This is a genomic window from Nonomuraea jiangxiensis, assembly GCF_900099965.1.
Classification (GTDB): Bacteria; Actinomycetota; Actinomycetes; order Streptosporangiales; family Streptosporangiaceae; genus Nonomuraea; species Nonomuraea jiangxiensis.
The window spans coordinates 22,887-37,404 of sequence record NZ_FNDJ01000012.1 but is presented as its reverse complement, the minus strand read 5'-3'; the positions used below and the strand labels follow the sequence as shown (position 1 = coordinate 37,404).

Below are 14,518 nucleotides of genomic sequence, written 5' to 3'. Positions count from 1 at the left end.
CGGTCAGCGGAGATGGACGCCGATGAGGCAGGTGTCGTCGTCGGTGTCGGAGTTGCAGTGGATGAGCAGGTCGTCGAGTCGGTGGTCGAGGCTGGCCCCGCCGCGGGTGGCGATGTCCAGCAGGCGGTCCTGGGCGTGGCGCAGGTTGTGGTCGCGGCGTTCGATCAGCCCGTCGGTGTAGAGCAGCAGCGTGTCCCTGGCCTGTAGCTGGAACCGCCCCTCCTCGTAGTGGGCGTCGGTGAACGCGCCCAGCAGCGGCCCCTTGATCATCGGCAGCTCCGAGCCCTCCGCCTCGCGCAGCAGGATGGGCGGCAGGTGGCCGGCCCTGGCCCAGCGCAGGACCCGGGTGGGCGGGTCGTACAGGCCGCAGATGGCGGTGGCGGTCATGCGGTCGGCGAGGTGGTGGGCGACCAGGTTCAGCCAGGTCATGAGCTCGGCGGGGCCCGCGCCGGTGGTGGCCAGGCCGCGCAGCGCGTTGCGCAGGATGACCATGCCGGTGGCCGCCTCGACGCCGTGCCCGGCCACGTCGCCCACCGACAGCAGCACCTGGTCGGAGGGGAGCGCGACGGCGTCGTACCAGTCGCCGCCCACCAGGTGCTCCTTCTGGGCCGGCCGGTAGCGCACGGCGATGTGCAGGCCGAAGGAGTCCATCGTGCCATGCGAGGGCGGCATGATCGCATGCTGCAACTGCAGGGCGAGGCGATTGCGTTCGGCGGACTGCTGCTCGGTGTGGGCGAGCTGGTCGCGGGTGACGGACAGCGCGACCTCTGTCCAGTGCTGCGAGGAGATGTCCTGGTACGCCCCACGAATCGCCATCAGTTGCCCGTCGGGCCCGAACACCGGCTCGGCCACCACCCGCATGTGCCGGGCCACCCCGTCGGGGCGCCTCAGCCGGAACGCCGTGGCGGCGACGCGCCGATGGTGCAGCACCGTGCGCAGGAAGCGGCCGACGGCGATCTCGTCGTCGCGGTGGGCGTGGTCGCGTAGTCGTTCCAGCGGGATCGGCGGGTCGCCTGGCGACAGGCCGTACAGGGCGTAGAGCTGCGCGTTCCAGGTGATCTTCCCGGTCACGGCGTTCTCCTCGAAACCGCCGATGCGGCCCAGCCGCTGGGCGTGCTCCAGCAGCCCGGCCAGCCGCGCGTCCTCGTCGTGGTCGCGCCACACGAGCAGCACGTTGTCGGCGTGCCGGGTGATGCCGACGTCGGCCACGCCCGTCGCGCTCAGGCCCAGCGGCATCCGCTCGGCCCGGAACGGCCTGCCGGTGGCCAGTACGTCCTCGATCCGCGCGAACAGCCCGCCCGCCGCCGCCGGATACGCCTCCAACAGCAGCCGGCCCGCCTCCAGCGGGTAGGGCCGGTTACCGTCACTGAGCAGGCTGTTGGCGTGCTCGATCCGGAAATCGACCAGCTCGCCCCGGGCGTCCAGGTGCGCCCGCAACACCAGGGCGGGATCGGCCAGCGTGTCGGCCAAGTCCACGATCTCCGCCCCGGCCGACTCAGCCGACCTGGCCGACCCGGCCGAAGCGGCCGAAGCGGTCGGCCCGGTCGGCGCGGTCGGAGCGGCCGGAGTGGTCGGCGCGGTTGGCCCGGTTGGCCTGGTTCGCCCGGTCGACTCGGTGGCCCTGGGCTGCCTGGTCGCCCCGGCCGACTCAAAAGGCCCCGTCTGCCTGGTCGTCCTGGTCGGCTCGAACGGCTCAAAGGGAGCGTCCAGCGTGTGCGCGCACAGCTCGGCCAAGGCGTCGATCTGCCGCTCGATCCGCGGCGGCCGGGCGATCGCCGACGGCAGCGCCTGCGGCCAGCAGATCTCCAGCACGCCGAGCACCCGCCCGGCGACGGTCATGGGGGCGGTGACCCGGCCGCCGCCCGCGATCTGGCGGCCGATGGAGGGCAGGCCGGTGCCGGCGTGCCAGATCGTCCGGCGTTCGGTGAGGGTGCGGCCCGCGGCCGTGACCGCCCCCGGCGGTACGTGCCGCCACCGCCTGGCCTCCTCGTCCGGGAACCCGGCGTATCCGGCCAGGGACAACGATCCCCCCGGCCCGGCCGCCCACACCGCAACCGCCGTCGCGCCCAGCGGGGCCACCGCGTGCTCCAGCACGGAGCGGGCCACGGTCTGGGTGTCGGAGGCGTCGAGCGCGGCGCTCTCGGCAGCGCGCAGCCTCACCGGGGAGACGGCGGCGAGGGTGGTCTCAGCGGCCTGCGGGCTCACCCCGGAGACGGCATCCAGAGTGCTCCCGGTGGCCTGCGGGCTCACCGGAGGGATGGCGTCGAGGGCGGTTTCGGTGGCGTGCGGGCGTGCCACCTCGCCGGGGACCACGCCCGTGCCCAGGTGGGGGCGGCTCGCCTCTGGGCCGGGGGACTGTGGTTGCTGGGTGGTGGTGGCGCTGATGCCGTCGTGCGCGCTCTGGTTGATGATGTCGGTGGCCAGTTCGAGGCGGGACACCCCGGCGCGGGCGGCCAGCGAGGCGAGTTGCTCGGCCGCCTGCGCGGGCCCGCAGCCCAGCCGCTCGACCAGGATGCCCTTGGCCAGCTCGACCAGGGCACGCTCGTCGGCGGCACGGCGAGCCTCCACCACCTCCCGCCGCAGCCGCTCGACGGTTGCCACCAGCCTGCCCAGGTCCGCCCCGCCGGCACCCAGACCCTCGCCCGCACCCAGACCCTCGCCAGCACCCAGACCCTCGCCGGCACCCGCCCCCTCGCCCGCACCGGGATTCTCGCCGGGACCCCCGCTCGCGCCGGGACCCCCGCCATCCGTGGCCCCGGCCGTGCTGAATCCGCCCATGGTGGACTCGCCCATGGGGGACTCCCCCGTGGGGGACTCGGCCGCGGTGGACTCGGCCGTGTTGGACCCGACGGTGGGGGAGCCGTTCCGAGGGGTGCCGCCCTGGAAAGGCGCGTCGTCCGAAGGAATGTGCACGTCGCCGCTCCTCACGAGGTCGTCAGGCCGGGGACGGCCAGTGCTGGATCCGTTCGATGAGATGGCCGGCGTCCACCGTTTTGGTCACGCAGTCGCTCGCCCCGGCCACCGGGCTCCTCTCCTCGCCGGGACGGGATCTGCTCACGGTGGGAAGGTCATCAGGCGCATGCCTAGTTTGACGCTGTGAGGTCGGCTCGGGTTCTGTGGCCGGTCGAAGATCTCTGTGCCGCTTTGATGCCTAAATGGAGCGTTCCGTGGCGGTGGTGATGGCCTCTTCGAGCGTGTCGTGCACCGGCACGTGGGCCAGGACGCCCGTGATCTCGAACAGACGGGCAGGCAACGGCTGCACCCCCGCCAGGTGCACGGTGCCGCCGTTCTTGAGGCAGTCGGTGGTGCACATCAGCAGCACGTGCAGGCCCGAGCTGTCCATGAACGGCACCTGCGACAGATCGAACACCAGCCGCGCCCCGTGCCCCGGCCGGATCCCGCGGAGGTAGGTCTCAAGCTGAGCGCGGTTGGTGGCGTCGAGCTCGCCGCTCACGGAGATCACCATCACGCCGGACAGGCGCTGATGCGCCAGCGTCAGTGCCGGCATGTATGACCTCACCGCTCTCGACAGGGGAACGTGACCATCAATGAAGGATAGACCGGTGGAGTCCTCGGCGATATCCCGCTTTCACAAGCCCGGTAAGCCGCCGGAAAGGCGTGTCCCGCGGAGCCGCCGGGCCGCGATCACGTCCCCGGGCGGGCGAGGAGGGACGACACCGTCTCGACCAGCACCGGCTCGACGTCCTCCGGCGCCGGCCGGCCCGCCTCCCGCTCCTGCGCGGCGCTGTGCACGATCGAGAAGAACGTCGTCACCAGCCAGGGCAGGGGCAGATCGGTGCGGAAGTCACGGTCGTGCCGCCCCCGCGAGATCCACCGCAGCGGCCGTCAGAGCGGCAGCGCGTGGTCCAGGAGCGACTGCAGGGTGACCGCCCCGGCCAAGCGGCCATCGTCGACCACGGCCACCAGCGGGCTGCGGGTGCGCGCCATCATCGCCGCGAGCTCCAGCACGGTCGCCTTCATGTCGGCCACCGGCAGCTCGCGGGGCTGCTCGGGCAGGCACTCGCGCACCGTCCGGCCCCCCAGCCGCCGCAGGAACTGGTCCGCGTGCGCCTCGTCCACCACCCGGGCCAGCGCCGGATCGTCCCGGCAGTAGGTGGGCACCGCCAGCCGCAACACCTGGGTGCCGGGCAGGATGCTCAGCGGCCGGCCGTCGCCGTCGACCAGGATGAGCCCGGGCAGGTCCCGCTCGGCCAGCAGCTTGGCCGCCTCCAGCGCGGGGGTGTCCAGGGTGACCGTCGGGAACTCGACGGCGAGATCGCGTGCGCGCATCAGTGACCTCCGGGGCAAGCCTAGCGACCGACCTCTCGGAGCGGGCGTCATGGCGGTCGCCGCGCCCTGTCAGGGCAGCTCCGCGAACCGTTCGACGTCGGTGGTCCGGCCGGAGACGATGATCACGTCGCCGTAGGACAGCTCGGTGTCGGCGGTCGCGTACGTGAACTCCTCGTCGGGCGGCTTGACCGCCACGATGGTGACGCCGTACTTGCGGCGCAGGTTGGAGCGGCCGAGCGGGACCCCCACGTAATCCTTCGGCGGAGTCGTCTTGACCAGCGCGAAGTTGTCGTCCACCTGCATGTAGTCGAGCATCCGCCCGCTCACCAGGTGGGCCACCCGCTCGCCCATGTCGTGCTCGGGGAAGACGACGTGGTGGGCGCCGATACGGCTCAGGATGCGGCCGTGCTGGGTGCTCACGGCCTTGGCCCAGATGTCGTTGATCTCCAGCTCGGTCAGCAGCGACGTGGTCAGGATGCTGGCCTCGATGTCGCTGCCCACGGCCACCACCGCCCGGTAGAAGTCGGGCACGCCGAGCTGGCGCAGCGCCTCCATGTCGGTGGCGTCCGCGGTCGCGATCTGGGTGATCTGTCCCGCCAGCGCCTGTGTGATCTTGGGCCGGTGGTCGATGGCCAGGACCTCGGTGCCGCGCCTGACCAGCTCCAGGGCCAGTGACGTGCCGAACCGGCCCAGGCCGATCACGACGACGGGATTGTGCTCAGCCAACGATCACTCGCTCCTCGGGTAGTTCGTAATGGCGGCTGCGTCTGTTGAGCGCCAGGGCCGAGCCCACCGTGAGCGGGCCGATCCGCCCGACGAACATCAGCACCGCCAGCAGCAGGTGCCCGGCCGTGCCCAGGCTCGCGGTGATGCCGGTGGACAGCCCCGCCGTGCCGAACGCCGCCACCACCTCGAACAGCACCTGGTCCAGCCCGTGCGGGGTGATCGCGAGCAGTACGTACGTGGAGACGGCCACCAGCGTCACGCCCAGCACCGTGATCGTGACGGCCTGGCGCTGTGTGGCCTCGGGGAGCCTGCGGTGGCCGATGTTCACCCGGCTCTCGCCGCGCATCTCGGCCCACACGACGAAGGCCAGCAGCCCGAACGTGGTCACCTTGAGCCCGCCCGCGGTGCCCGCGCTGCCGCCGCCGATGAACATGAGCAGGTCGGTGGCCAGCCAGCTCGACGGGTGCATCTGGGAGATGTCCAGGCTGTTGAACCCGGCCGAGCGCGGCATGACCGAGGTGAAGAACGCCGCCAGCAGCTTGCCGGAGTCGTCGAGCGCCCCCAGCGTCCGGGGGTTGCGCCACTCGGTCAGCAGGAAGACCAGGGTGCCCAGCGCCAGCAGCGTCACGGTCATGCCCACGGTGACCTTGGTCAGCACCGTCCACTTTCTCGGGTGCCGCCAGGAGCGGGCCAGCTCGAACACCACGGGGAAGCCCAGTCCGCCGACGATGACCGCGGCCGCGATGGTCAGGCATATCCACGGGTCCGCGACGAACCGGACGAGGCTGTCCGGCCACAGCGCGAACCCGGCGTTGTTGAAGGCCATGATCGAGTGGAAGGCGCCCAAGTAGGCGGCGCGGCCGAACGGTTCGCCGTAGCCGATGACGAACCGGGCGGTGAGCACGGCGGCGGTCACCGTCTCGCACACCAGGCTGAACTTCACCACCTTGGTCACGACCCGGCGCACGTCGCTCATGCTCAGCGTCTTGGTCTCCGCCTGGGCCGCGATCCTGGCCCGCAGACCTAAGCGGCCCGAGATCAGCAGGGTGAACAGGGTGGCCATCGTCATGATCCCCAGGCCGCCCATCTGGACCAGCCCGGCCAGCACCACCTCGCCGAACCCCGACCAGTGCGACTCGGTGTCCACCACCACCAGCCCGGTCACCGAGACGGCCGAGGTGGCGGTGAACAAGGCGACCACCCAGTCCGCGCGCTCGCCGGCCGCGGTGGCGATCGGCAGCGACAGCAGGCCGGTGCCGATCGCGATGGCCAGGCCGAACCCCACGGCCACGACCTGGGCGGGATGCCGGAACCTGGCGAAGAACGGGGGTAGCACGCTCATCAACAGGCTCCGCCACTCGGCACACGCAACAAGAACGCCTCCCGGAACCCGCGGCCGACAACCCTTGCCGACCCGACTTCCCGGCGCACCGCGCACTACCGTAACAGCCTCGGGGCGTGCCAGTGCACTTACGCCGTCTTGACGCGAAAGCCACGCGCCCTTGACGCCCGCACCTGGTCCTCAACGCCCTGATCCGAGCCCGCGCTCAGCTCCGGGGCTCGACGGCTGGGCCCGAATGCGCTGAACCCCGGACGGGCGCTCAGCCCCAGGCCCGCTCCGGCTCCCCGAGTGGGTCCCACCCTGTCGCGCTCACTTGAGCGGGTCATGACCCCAGTTCATCAGCGAGTAACGCCACCGCGTCTCGGTGACGTCCCCGGAGGGACGCTGGGCCAGGTGCCGCCGGATGTAGCCGACCACCTTACGCATGTGGGCGTAGTCCCCGTCCGTCCAGTCGGACTTCCGCGTCCGGAGCAGGTCGACGATCTTCCTGCCGGACTCGTGCCCGACCGACTCGCCGCCCCCGTCCTTCTGGCCGACCGACCTGGACTCGTCGCTGGTCAGCCAGCGCTCCAGCTCCTTGGCGCTCATGTTCACGGCGTCGCCGAACTCGGCGGCGACCGCGTGCCTGTCGTCGTTCACTTACGCTCCTTGCGCAGCGCCGACGGCTTGTGCACGGCCTTGCGGCCGCTCTTCTCGCTGCGTACGACGTACTGGGGCTCCTCGGGGGAGGCCGCCACGGTACGGCCGGCCTCCTGCTGCCGCTTGGTGACCTTCTTCTCCACCTTGCCCTTCGCGGTGGAGCCGTGACTCTGCCAGCTCACCTCGTCGCCTTCGGACGGCTCACGTTTCTTCTTGCCCATGCGACCGCGCTACCCGCCGGCCTCCCGCACAGCCGCCGGACCGGGCATGGTTTTCTTTGCCATCTGGCACCGCCCGCGTCCGGGTTCCGGCGTGGGCCTTCCTGCGGGCACCATAGGGGGCATGTCCGACGAACTCCCCCTGCCCATGGCGGTTGACGAGGCCATCGCGGCGGAAAAAGCGGGACAAAGGCTGAAATATCTGTACTTCTGGGGGCATCAGCCTCCGCGGGCCGGCGGGGTCGGGCCGGGCTGCCTCAGCCAGTGGTGGCCGGTCACCTTCGAGGCGGACGGACACACGTTCGCCTCGGCCGAGCACTACATGATGGCGCACAAGGCATGGCTGTTCGGGGACGAGGAGTGCGCGGGCGAGATTCTCGCGGCCGGGCATCCGGGTGAGGCCAAGAAGCTCGGCCGCGTCGTGCGGGGCTTCGACGAGGCGGTGTGGCAGGCGCGCCGCTTCGACATCGTGGTGCGGGGGAGCCTCGCCAAGTTCGGGCAGCATGCCGAGCTCGCGGAGTTCCTGCTGGGGACCTCCAACCGGGTGCTGGTGGAGGCCAGCCCGGTGGACCGGGTGTGGGGCATCGGCCTGGCCGCCGACGACGAGCGGGCCGCCTCGCCCGTCACCTGGCGCGGACTCAACCTGCTCGGCTTCGCCCTGATGGCCGCCCGCGACACACTGGCCGCCCGGTAGAGGGCCCGAACCCGATCACCGCTCGTGCCCGGCGAGCAGGGCGGCCGGGCCCTGCTCGAACTCCGCGTCGGCGAACGGCCGCCTCAGGCGGGGAAGCGCAGGTAGGCGGGCGGGACGTGGGCGGCCAGCCAGACGCCGTTCGCGCTGAGCCGGAACGGGTGCCCGTCGCGGTGCATCGCCGCCGCCCTGACCGTCAGCACCACGGGGACGCCCCGGCGTGCCCCCACCCGGGTCGCCGTCTCGCGGTCCGGCGACAGGTGCACGTGCTGCCGGGACATCGGCCGCAGCCCCTCCTGCCTGATCGCCCCCAGGGACCGCGCCACGGTGCCGTGGAAGAGGACCTCGGGCGGCTCGACCGCGGGCAGGCCGAGCTCCACCGGCACCGAATGCCCCTGACTGGCCCGGATCCTGCCGTTCTCAAGCGCGTAACGCCGTTTGTCGTTGTGCTCCACGACGTGCCACAGCTCGGCGGCCGTGATCGGGAACCCGTGCGCGGCGGCGGCCCGCAGCAGCACGTCCACCGGCACCCAGCCGTTGGCGTCGAGCGTGATCCCGATGCGCCGCGGGTCGTGCCGCAGGTGCCGGGCGAGGTATTTGGAGATCCGTATCATCCGACGTTCGTCCATCGCCGCCATGGTCCCGCACCCGCCGGCCCGCTTTCCAGCCGATTACCGGGCGGCCGGCACGCCGGCCCGGCCGCGAGACCGTCCCGGGTGTCGCAGCCCGGTTGGAAGGCGCCTCAAAGTTACGGTTGACCAGGGAGAACTCCTCTCCGGGGAAAGGGAGGGACACATGACTCAGGCCGACGACTTCGTGCTGGACGTCACCAGGATCCGCGACCAGGTGCGGCAGAAGATGGATGAGGGGCCGATCACGCAGACGTTCGGGCACGACCCGCGGAAGGTCATCGAGGTGCTCAACGACGTGATCGCGACCGAGGTGGTGTGCTGGCTGCGATATACCAGGCACGCCATCTCCGCCAAGGGCATCGACCGGGCGCAAGTGTCCCAGGAGTTCACCGAGCACGCCAGGGAGGAGCTCAACCACGCGCTGCGGGCGGCCGAGCGGGTGAGCCAGCTCGGCGGGGAGCCGGACTTCGACCCGGCGAGCCTCGTTCAGCGCTCCCACACCGACTATCAGGCCCCCGCCGACACCGACCTGCGCGCCCTGCTGGAGGCGAACCTCTGGGCCGAGCGCATCGTCATCTCGACCTACCAGGAGATCATCCGCTGGCTGGGCAGCGGCGACCCGACCACGCGGCGGCTCATGGAGTCGATCCTGGAAGAGGAGGAGGAACACGCCGACGACCTCACCGACCTCCTCGGGGTCTAGGCCCGCCCGGCGACCTGCTTTCGGGGCGGTCAGGAGTCGAGGCTGAGGGCCAGGCGGCGGGCGAGGCCCGTGTTGCGGCGGTGACCCAGCCGGTGCACCGCCACCTCCAGCGCCTCCCGCTGCCCCACCAGCACGACCCACGCCTTGGCCCGGGTCACCAGCGTGTAGAGCAGCTTGCGGCGCAGCATGATCCCGCCGGACTCGGCCACGATCGGCGCCACCACGAACGGGTATTCGCTGCCCTGCGAGCGGTGCACGCTGATCGCGTAGGCGTGCGTCAGGTCGTCGAGCTCGTCGAACCCGTAGGCGACGGTCTCCCCGTCGTCGGTGCGGATCTCGATCGTACGCTCCGTCCGATCGACCGCCGTCACCGTGGCCGTCTCCCCGTTGAAGACCCCCTTGTCGTAGTTGTTGCGGATCGGCATCACCCGGTCGCCCACCCGGAACACCGACGCCCCCGACCAGTGCTCGGGCTTGTCGTCGGCGGCCGGGTTGAGCCGGTCCTGGATCAGCCGCCCCAGCGCGGTGGCGCCCGTGTCGCCCTTGCGCATCGGGCACAGCACCTGCACCTGGTCGGGATCGACCTGCTGCTTGCGCGGGATCGCCACCATCGCCAGGTGGGCCACCCGCCTGGCCACCTGCTCGGGGTCGTCGAGCTCCTCGAACCAGAACCCGCCCCGCCCCGGCGTCACCGGCATGCGACCGGCGCGGATGCGGTGGGCGGCCTCGACGATGCCGCTGCCGTCGGACTGCCGGAAGACGTGGGTGAGCTGGACCCGCGGGATCCGCTCCACCCGCAGCAGGTCGGCCAGCACGTCGCCGGACCCGATGCTGGGGAGCTGGTCGCTGTCGCCGATGAACAGCAGGTGGCTGCCCGACGGCACGGCCGCGGCGAGCCGGGTGGCCAGGTGCAGGTCGAGCATGGACGCCTCGTCCACCACGATCAGGTCGGCCTGCGAGGGCCGCTCGTCGAACAACGTCTCGGGGTCGGGATCGGGCGGCTGGGCGAGCATGCGGTGCACGGTCATCGCGGGCAGCCCCGTCAGCTCGGACAGCCGCTTGGCCGCCTTGCCCGTGGGCGCGGCGAGCGTGACCGTGCCGCCCGCGGCCCTGACGGTGGTCGCGATGGCCCTGACCGTGTGGCTCTTGCCCACCCCCGGCCCGCCGGTGAGGATGGAGACGGTGCTGGTCAGCGCCATGTTGACGGCCGCGCGCTGGTCGTCGTGGAGCGTGGGGTCGTCGCGGAAGACCCGCAGCGGCAGCGTCGAGCGGGCCCGCGCCAGCCTGGTCAGCTCGGCGGTGAGCGCCACCTCCCGGCTGTGCACGTGCTTGGCGTAGGCCACGATCTGCTCGGCCTGCCCCGAGGCGGCCGGATGTCCCGAAGGGGCGGTTTCGAGGACCACGCGGCGGTCGGCGACGAGCGCGTCGACCATCGGCCGCACCAGGTCCTGCTCCTGCTCGATCAGCTCGGCCGCCTCCCTGACCAGGGTGGACACCGGCACGAAGCAGTGCCCGTCGCGGCTGCCGGCCGTCTCCAGCCGGTCGAGCAGCGCCGCCTTGACCCGTTCGGGGCTGCGCTCGGGCACTCCGGCCTGCAGCGCGATCCGGTCGGCGATGCGGAAGGCGATCCCCCTGACCCGGCCGATCAGCCGGTAGGGGTCGGTGGCCAGCACCTCGTCGGCGTCCTGGCCGAACACCTGGTAGATCTTCGCCGCCAGCAGCGGGCTGACCCCGAGCCCCTGCAGCGTCACCATCAGCGCGGCGATCGACTTCTGCTCCTGCCACGCCTGCACGATCTGCGCCTGCCGCAGCGGCCCGATGTTGACGACCTCGGTGAGCCGCTGCGGCTCGGCGTCGATGACCTTGAGGGTGGCCTCGCCGAAGTGGTCGACGATCGCGTACGCCAGCCGCGGCCCGATCCCCCTGACCAGCCCCGACCCCAGGTAGATCCGGATCGCTCGCACCGAGGACGGCGTCACCCGCTCGCATCCGGTCGCCGCGAACCGCCTGCCGTGCCGCGGATGCCTGCTCCACTCGCCGAACAGCCGCAACGTCTCACCCGGCTGCACCCCTGCCAGGGCGCGCCCGGTGGCCACGAAGTCGGCCATCCCCTCGGCGCTCATGCGCGCGACGGTGTATTCGTCCTCCCGGACGTAGACGAGCTGCTCGACGGACGCCTCCACAGCAGAGATCCAACCACTCGCGACCGACAAACGGTCACATCGCGGTCGGGTAGGTCGCCGGCTCGGCGTCGTCCCAGGGCTCGCCGTGCAGCGGATGCAGCGCCCTGGACTCGTCCACCCAGATGAGCGCGTCGTAGCGGCGGCCCACGACCGTGGGCACGTAGTTGGCCGTGCGATCCCGTTCCGGGTGGTAGACCACGCCGATCGCGCGGTGCCCGAGCGGCTCGTCGTACCAGTCGGGCCGCAGACCGGGCGGCGGGACCAGGAACAGCGACGCGCGGCCGGGCAGCGCCTCGTGCAGCAGCGACTCCAGCGACGCCGGGCGGGCCGGCGGCACCCGCATGACGTGGTGCTGCCCGCCCCACCGCTCGGCCGCCACCACGCTGCCCCGGTAGGAGGCGAACCCCACCAGCATCGTGTCCCGGCCGTGCCGCTCGCGGGCGAGCTGCCCGAGCGTGGTCATGCCCGCGGCGGCCATGTCGGTGGCGCGGGCGTCGCCGACGTGCGAGTTGTGCGCCCACACCACGCCCTTGGTCCCGTGGAAGGCGGCCAGCCTGGCCATGGTGTCGGCCATGTGGACGTCCCGGACGTTCCACGATTCCGGGCCGCCGCGCACCAGGGCCCGGTAGTAGCGCTCGGCCCCGGCCACGACCTCGGCGTTCTGCCGTACGCCGAAGCCGCCCTCGTCGGCGGGCGCGGTCCTGGCGACGCAGGAGAGCAGGTTGACCACCTCGTCCTCGCAGGACTCCGGGACGAGCCGGGTGGCCGGGCCGTACTGCTGCGGGTCGTGGCCGTGGGCCTCGAAGCAGTACAAAGCCTCCAGCACCGCCTCCATCTCGCCCGGCAGGTTGGCGGTGGCGTAGCGGCGTACGGCGCGCAGGGAGTCCCACAGGCTGTAGACGTCCAGGCCATGGAAGCCGCAGCGCTCGGCCGGCGGCCGTTCGGCGTTCCACCGGCGCAGCCACCGGCAGAACTCGACGACCTCCTCGTTCGCCCACATGAACGTGGGCCAGCGGCGGAAGTCGTAGATCGCCTCGAAGGGGTCGACGTCGGAGGTGACGGCCCGGTGCACGCGCTCGCAGTCGGGCCAGTCACCTTCGACCCCCACGAACCCGAACCCCCGCTCGGCGATCAGCCGGCGGGTCAGCTCCGCCCGCCAGGCGTAGAAGTCGTGGGTCCCGTGGCTGGCCTCGCCGATCAGTACGAACTCCGCGTCCGCGGCGCGTTCGAGCAGCGGGTCGAGGTCCTTGACCCCGTTGAGCGGCAGGGCGGACCGCCGGACGTCGAGATCGGTCATTCGTCCTCCTCCGCGAGCATCAGCAGGCATTCGCGGGCGAGCTGGAGCTCCTCCCGCACCTGGACCACGAGTACGGGGACGGCGGCGTCGTACGCGCTGACCGGGCCGTCGTCGGCCCGGTTGCCGTGCACGGGAGGACGGACGCCGAGCAGGCCGAGCCGGCGGCAGACGGCCTCGCGTACCTCGGCCTGGTCCCAGCCGATCTCCCCGGTGAACACCAGCGCGTCCAGCCGGGCCAGCGAGGTGGCCGCGGCGGCGATCTCGCGGGCCACCCGGTGGCTGAACACCTCCAGCGCCAGTCCGGCGGCCGCGTCCCCGGCCCGTACGGCCTCGACCAGCTCGCGCGTGTCCCCCGAACGGCCGCCCGACAGGCCGAGCAGCCCCGACCGCCGTTCCAGGCCCTCGGCCAGCTCCGCGGCCGACAGGTGGCCCCGAGTGAGCAGCCACAGCAGCATCCCCGGGTCCACGCTGCCCGAGCGCTTGCTCATGGGCACCCCGTCCAGCGGCGTGAACCCCATCGACGTGTCCAGGCTGCGCCCGCCCGACACCGCGCACACCGAGCAGCCGCCGCCCAGGTGGGCCAGCACCAGGTTCAGCTCGGTGGCCGGTCGGCCGAGCAGCTCGGCCACCCGGTCGACGGCCCAGGCGTAGGACAGGCCGTGGAAGCCGTAGCGGCGCAGGCCGTACCGCTCGCGCCACTCCTGCGGCAGGGCGTAGACGGCCGCCACGTCCGGCAGCCCGGCGTGGAAGGCGGTGTCGGGGCAGAGCACGTGCGGCACGGCGGGCAGCTGCTCGCGGGCCGCCGCCAGCAGCGCCAGCGCCGGCGGCAGGTGCAGCGGCGCGAGATCGGTGACGCCGCGCAGCGCCGCGGCGGTCTCGTCGTCGGCCACGGTCGGCACGCGTACGACGTCGCCGCCGTGCACGATCCGGTGCGCCACGGCCCTGATGTCGCGGTCGAAGTGGCCGCCGAGGAACGCCGACAGCTCCTCCCCGGCCGCCCCCGGGTCCATGGCGCGCTCGGCGCGGGCGCTGTCCAGCACGCAGCCGCCCTGGACGAGATCGAGGCGCAGGCTGGACGAGCCCGCGTTGACGGTGAGTATCGCCGCCGACTCCGTCACCTGCTCGTCCATCGCTCGGCTCATGGCCCTCCTCCGCGGCATCGCTACCCCCCACCGACTTCGCAAAACGGACGTATCCGTACGAACAGACTGGCCGGGCTTTACCCTGCTCAGAGGTTGTGCCACCGGCAGGTCGGGTAGGCGAGCGCCTATGGACATCACCCTGCAGGTGAACGGCGTGTCCCGCGCGGTCGACGTGGATCCCCGGATGTCGCTGCTCGATCTGCTCCGCGAACGGCTGGCGCTGATCGGTCCGAAGAAGGGCTGCGACCACGGACAGTGCGGGGCCTGCACGGTCCTGATCGACGGGCGGCGCGCCAACTCCTGCCTGGCGCTGGCCGTGGCGATGGACGGCTCGGAGATCGTCACCGTCGAGGGGCTGGCCGAGGGTGAGGCGCTGCACCCGCTGCAGGCCGCCTTCATCGAGCACGACGCCTTCCAGTGCGGCTACTGCACGCCGGGACAGCTCTGCTCGGCGGCCGGGATGCTCGGCGAGCCGGGGCCGAGCGCCGTCACCGAGGACCTGCGCGCCGACCCCGAGCTGACGCCCGCCGAGATCAGGGAGCGCATGAGCGGCAACCTGTGCAGATGCGGCGCCTACCCCAACATCGTGACCGCGATCGCCGAGGTCGCGCCGTGACCCCGCGCTCCGCGGACCGGCCGGGCGGGAGAGAGGTGG

General features: G+C 72.2%; 16 protein-coding genes. 3 read left to right on the top strand and 13 right to left on the bottom strand.

The genetic code is table 11. The features are described 5' to 3' along the window. Positions 1-3 precede the first annotated feature (3 nt). From BLS95_RS58075 to BLS95_RS25580, 9 genes are all read right to left on the bottom strand, one after another. Positions 4-2,913 (bottom strand): SpoIIE family protein phosphatase, encoded by a 2,910-nt coding sequence (locus BLS95_RS58075; RefSeq protein WP_245765276.1) that lies wholly within the window; start codon positions 2,911-2,913, stop codon positions 4-6. 22 nt (positions 2,914-2,935) lie between these two features. Then, positions 2,936-3,058 carry a hypothetical protein gene (locus tag BLS95_RS59120; RefSeq protein WP_281250041.1) on the bottom strand — a complete coding sequence of 41 codons (123 nt, stop codon included), beginning with the start codon at positions 3,056-3,058 and terminating at the stop codon, positions 2,936-2,938. Positions 3,059-3,151: 93 nt separating this feature from the next. Next, entirely contained in the window at positions 3,152-3,508 is a 357-nt protein-coding gene (locus BLS95_RS25605; RefSeq protein WP_090936171.1) for an STAS domain-containing protein, read from the bottom strand. Positions 3,509-3,645: 137 nt separating this feature from the next. Then, a complete protein-coding gene (locus tag BLS95_RS59115) occupies positions 3,646-3,774 on the bottom strand; it encodes a hypothetical protein (protein WP_281250040.1) in 129 nt (42 codons plus the stop codon). A 72-nt stretch (positions 3,775-3,846) separates the two neighbouring features. Next, positions 3,847-4,290, bottom strand: coding sequence for a CBS domain-containing protein (locus BLS95_RS25600; protein ID WP_090936168.1), 444 nt, complete (start codon positions 4,288-4,290; stop codon positions 3,847-3,849). A gap of 69 nt (positions 4,291-4,359) precedes the next feature. Next, positions 4,360-5,016 (bottom strand): potassium channel family protein, encoded by a 657-nt coding sequence (locus tag BLS95_RS25595; RefSeq protein ID WP_090936165.1) that lies wholly within the window; start codon positions 5,014-5,016, stop codon positions 4,360-4,362. After that, positions 5,009-6,358, bottom strand: a complete 1,350-nt coding sequence (locus tag BLS95_RS25590; protein WP_090936162.1) for a TrkH family potassium uptake protein — start codon at positions 6,356-6,358, stop codon at positions 5,009-5,011. Before BLS95_RS25590 ends, BLS95_RS25595 begins: the two co-directional genes overlap by 8 nt. Positions 6,359-6,667: 309 nt before the next feature. Then, the gene (locus tag BLS95_RS25585) at positions 6,668-6,997 is read right to left on the bottom strand and encodes a DUF3140 domain-containing protein (RefSeq protein WP_090936159.1); all 330 of its coding nucleotides are present in this window, start codon (positions 6,995-6,997) and stop codon (positions 6,668-6,670) included. Continuing rightward, positions 6,994-7,218, bottom strand: coding sequence for a hypervirulence associated TUDOR domain-containing protein (locus BLS95_RS25580; RefSeq protein ID WP_090936156.1), 225 nt, complete (start codon positions 7,216-7,218; stop codon positions 6,994-6,996). The genes BLS95_RS25585 and BLS95_RS25580 overlap by 4 nt, the downstream gene beginning before the upstream one ends. A 121-nt stretch (positions 7,219-7,339) precedes the next feature. On the opposite strand from BLS95_RS25580, the gene BLS95_RS25575 reads away from it, so the two are divergent. Then, a complete protein-coding gene (locus BLS95_RS25575; RefSeq protein WP_090936153.1) occupies positions 7,340-7,909 on the top strand; it encodes a riboflavin biosynthesis intermediates N-glycosidase in 570 nt (189 codons plus the stop codon). Positions 7,910-7,992: 83 nt separating this feature from the next. On the opposite strand, the gene BLS95_RS25570 is transcribed toward BLS95_RS25575, so the two are convergent. Then, entirely contained in the window at positions 7,993-8,535 is a 543-nt protein-coding gene (locus tag BLS95_RS25570; RefSeq protein WP_090937079.1) for an RNA 2'-phosphotransferase, read from the bottom strand. A 166-nt stretch (positions 8,536-8,701) separates the two neighbouring features. Between BLS95_RS25570 and BLS95_RS25565 the strand changes: the two genes are divergently transcribed. Beyond that, on the top strand, positions 8,702-9,241 hold the full coding sequence (locus BLS95_RS25565; protein ID WP_090936150.1) for a DUF892 family protein: 540 nt from the start codon (positions 8,702-8,704) through the stop codon (positions 9,239-9,241). A 29-nt stretch (positions 9,242-9,270) separates the two neighbouring features. On the opposite strand, the gene recD2 is transcribed toward BLS95_RS25565, so the two are convergent. Genes recD2 through BLS95_RS25550 form a run of 3 tightly spaced genes read right to left on the bottom strand, consistent with a single transcriptional unit; the run spans position 9,271 to position 13,863 of the window. Beyond that, the gene (gene recD2 / locus BLS95_RS25560; protein ID WP_090936147.1) at positions 9,271-11,424 is read right to left on the bottom strand and encodes an SF1B family DNA helicase RecD2; all 2,154 of its coding nucleotides are present in this window, start codon (positions 11,422-11,424) and stop codon (positions 9,271-9,273) included. 34 nt (positions 11,425-11,458) lie between these two features. Continuing rightward, a complete protein-coding gene (locus BLS95_RS25555) occupies positions 11,459-12,721 on the bottom strand; it encodes an erythromycin esterase family protein (RefSeq protein ID WP_090936144.1) in 1,263 nt (420 codons plus the stop codon). Continuing rightward, a complete protein-coding gene (locus BLS95_RS25550; protein ID WP_090936141.1) occupies positions 12,718-13,863 on the bottom strand; it encodes an acetate/propionate family kinase in 1,146 nt (381 codons plus the stop codon). The genes BLS95_RS25555 and BLS95_RS25550 overlap by 4 nt, the downstream gene beginning before the upstream one ends. Before the next feature lie 127 nt (positions 13,864-13,990). On the opposite strand from BLS95_RS25550, the gene BLS95_RS25545 reads away from it, so the two are divergent. Then, a complete protein-coding gene (locus tag BLS95_RS25545) occupies positions 13,991-14,479 on the top strand; it encodes a (2Fe-2S)-binding protein (protein ID WP_090936138.1) in 489 nt (162 codons plus the stop codon). The last annotated feature ends 39 nt before the right edge of the window (positions 14,480-14,518 follow it).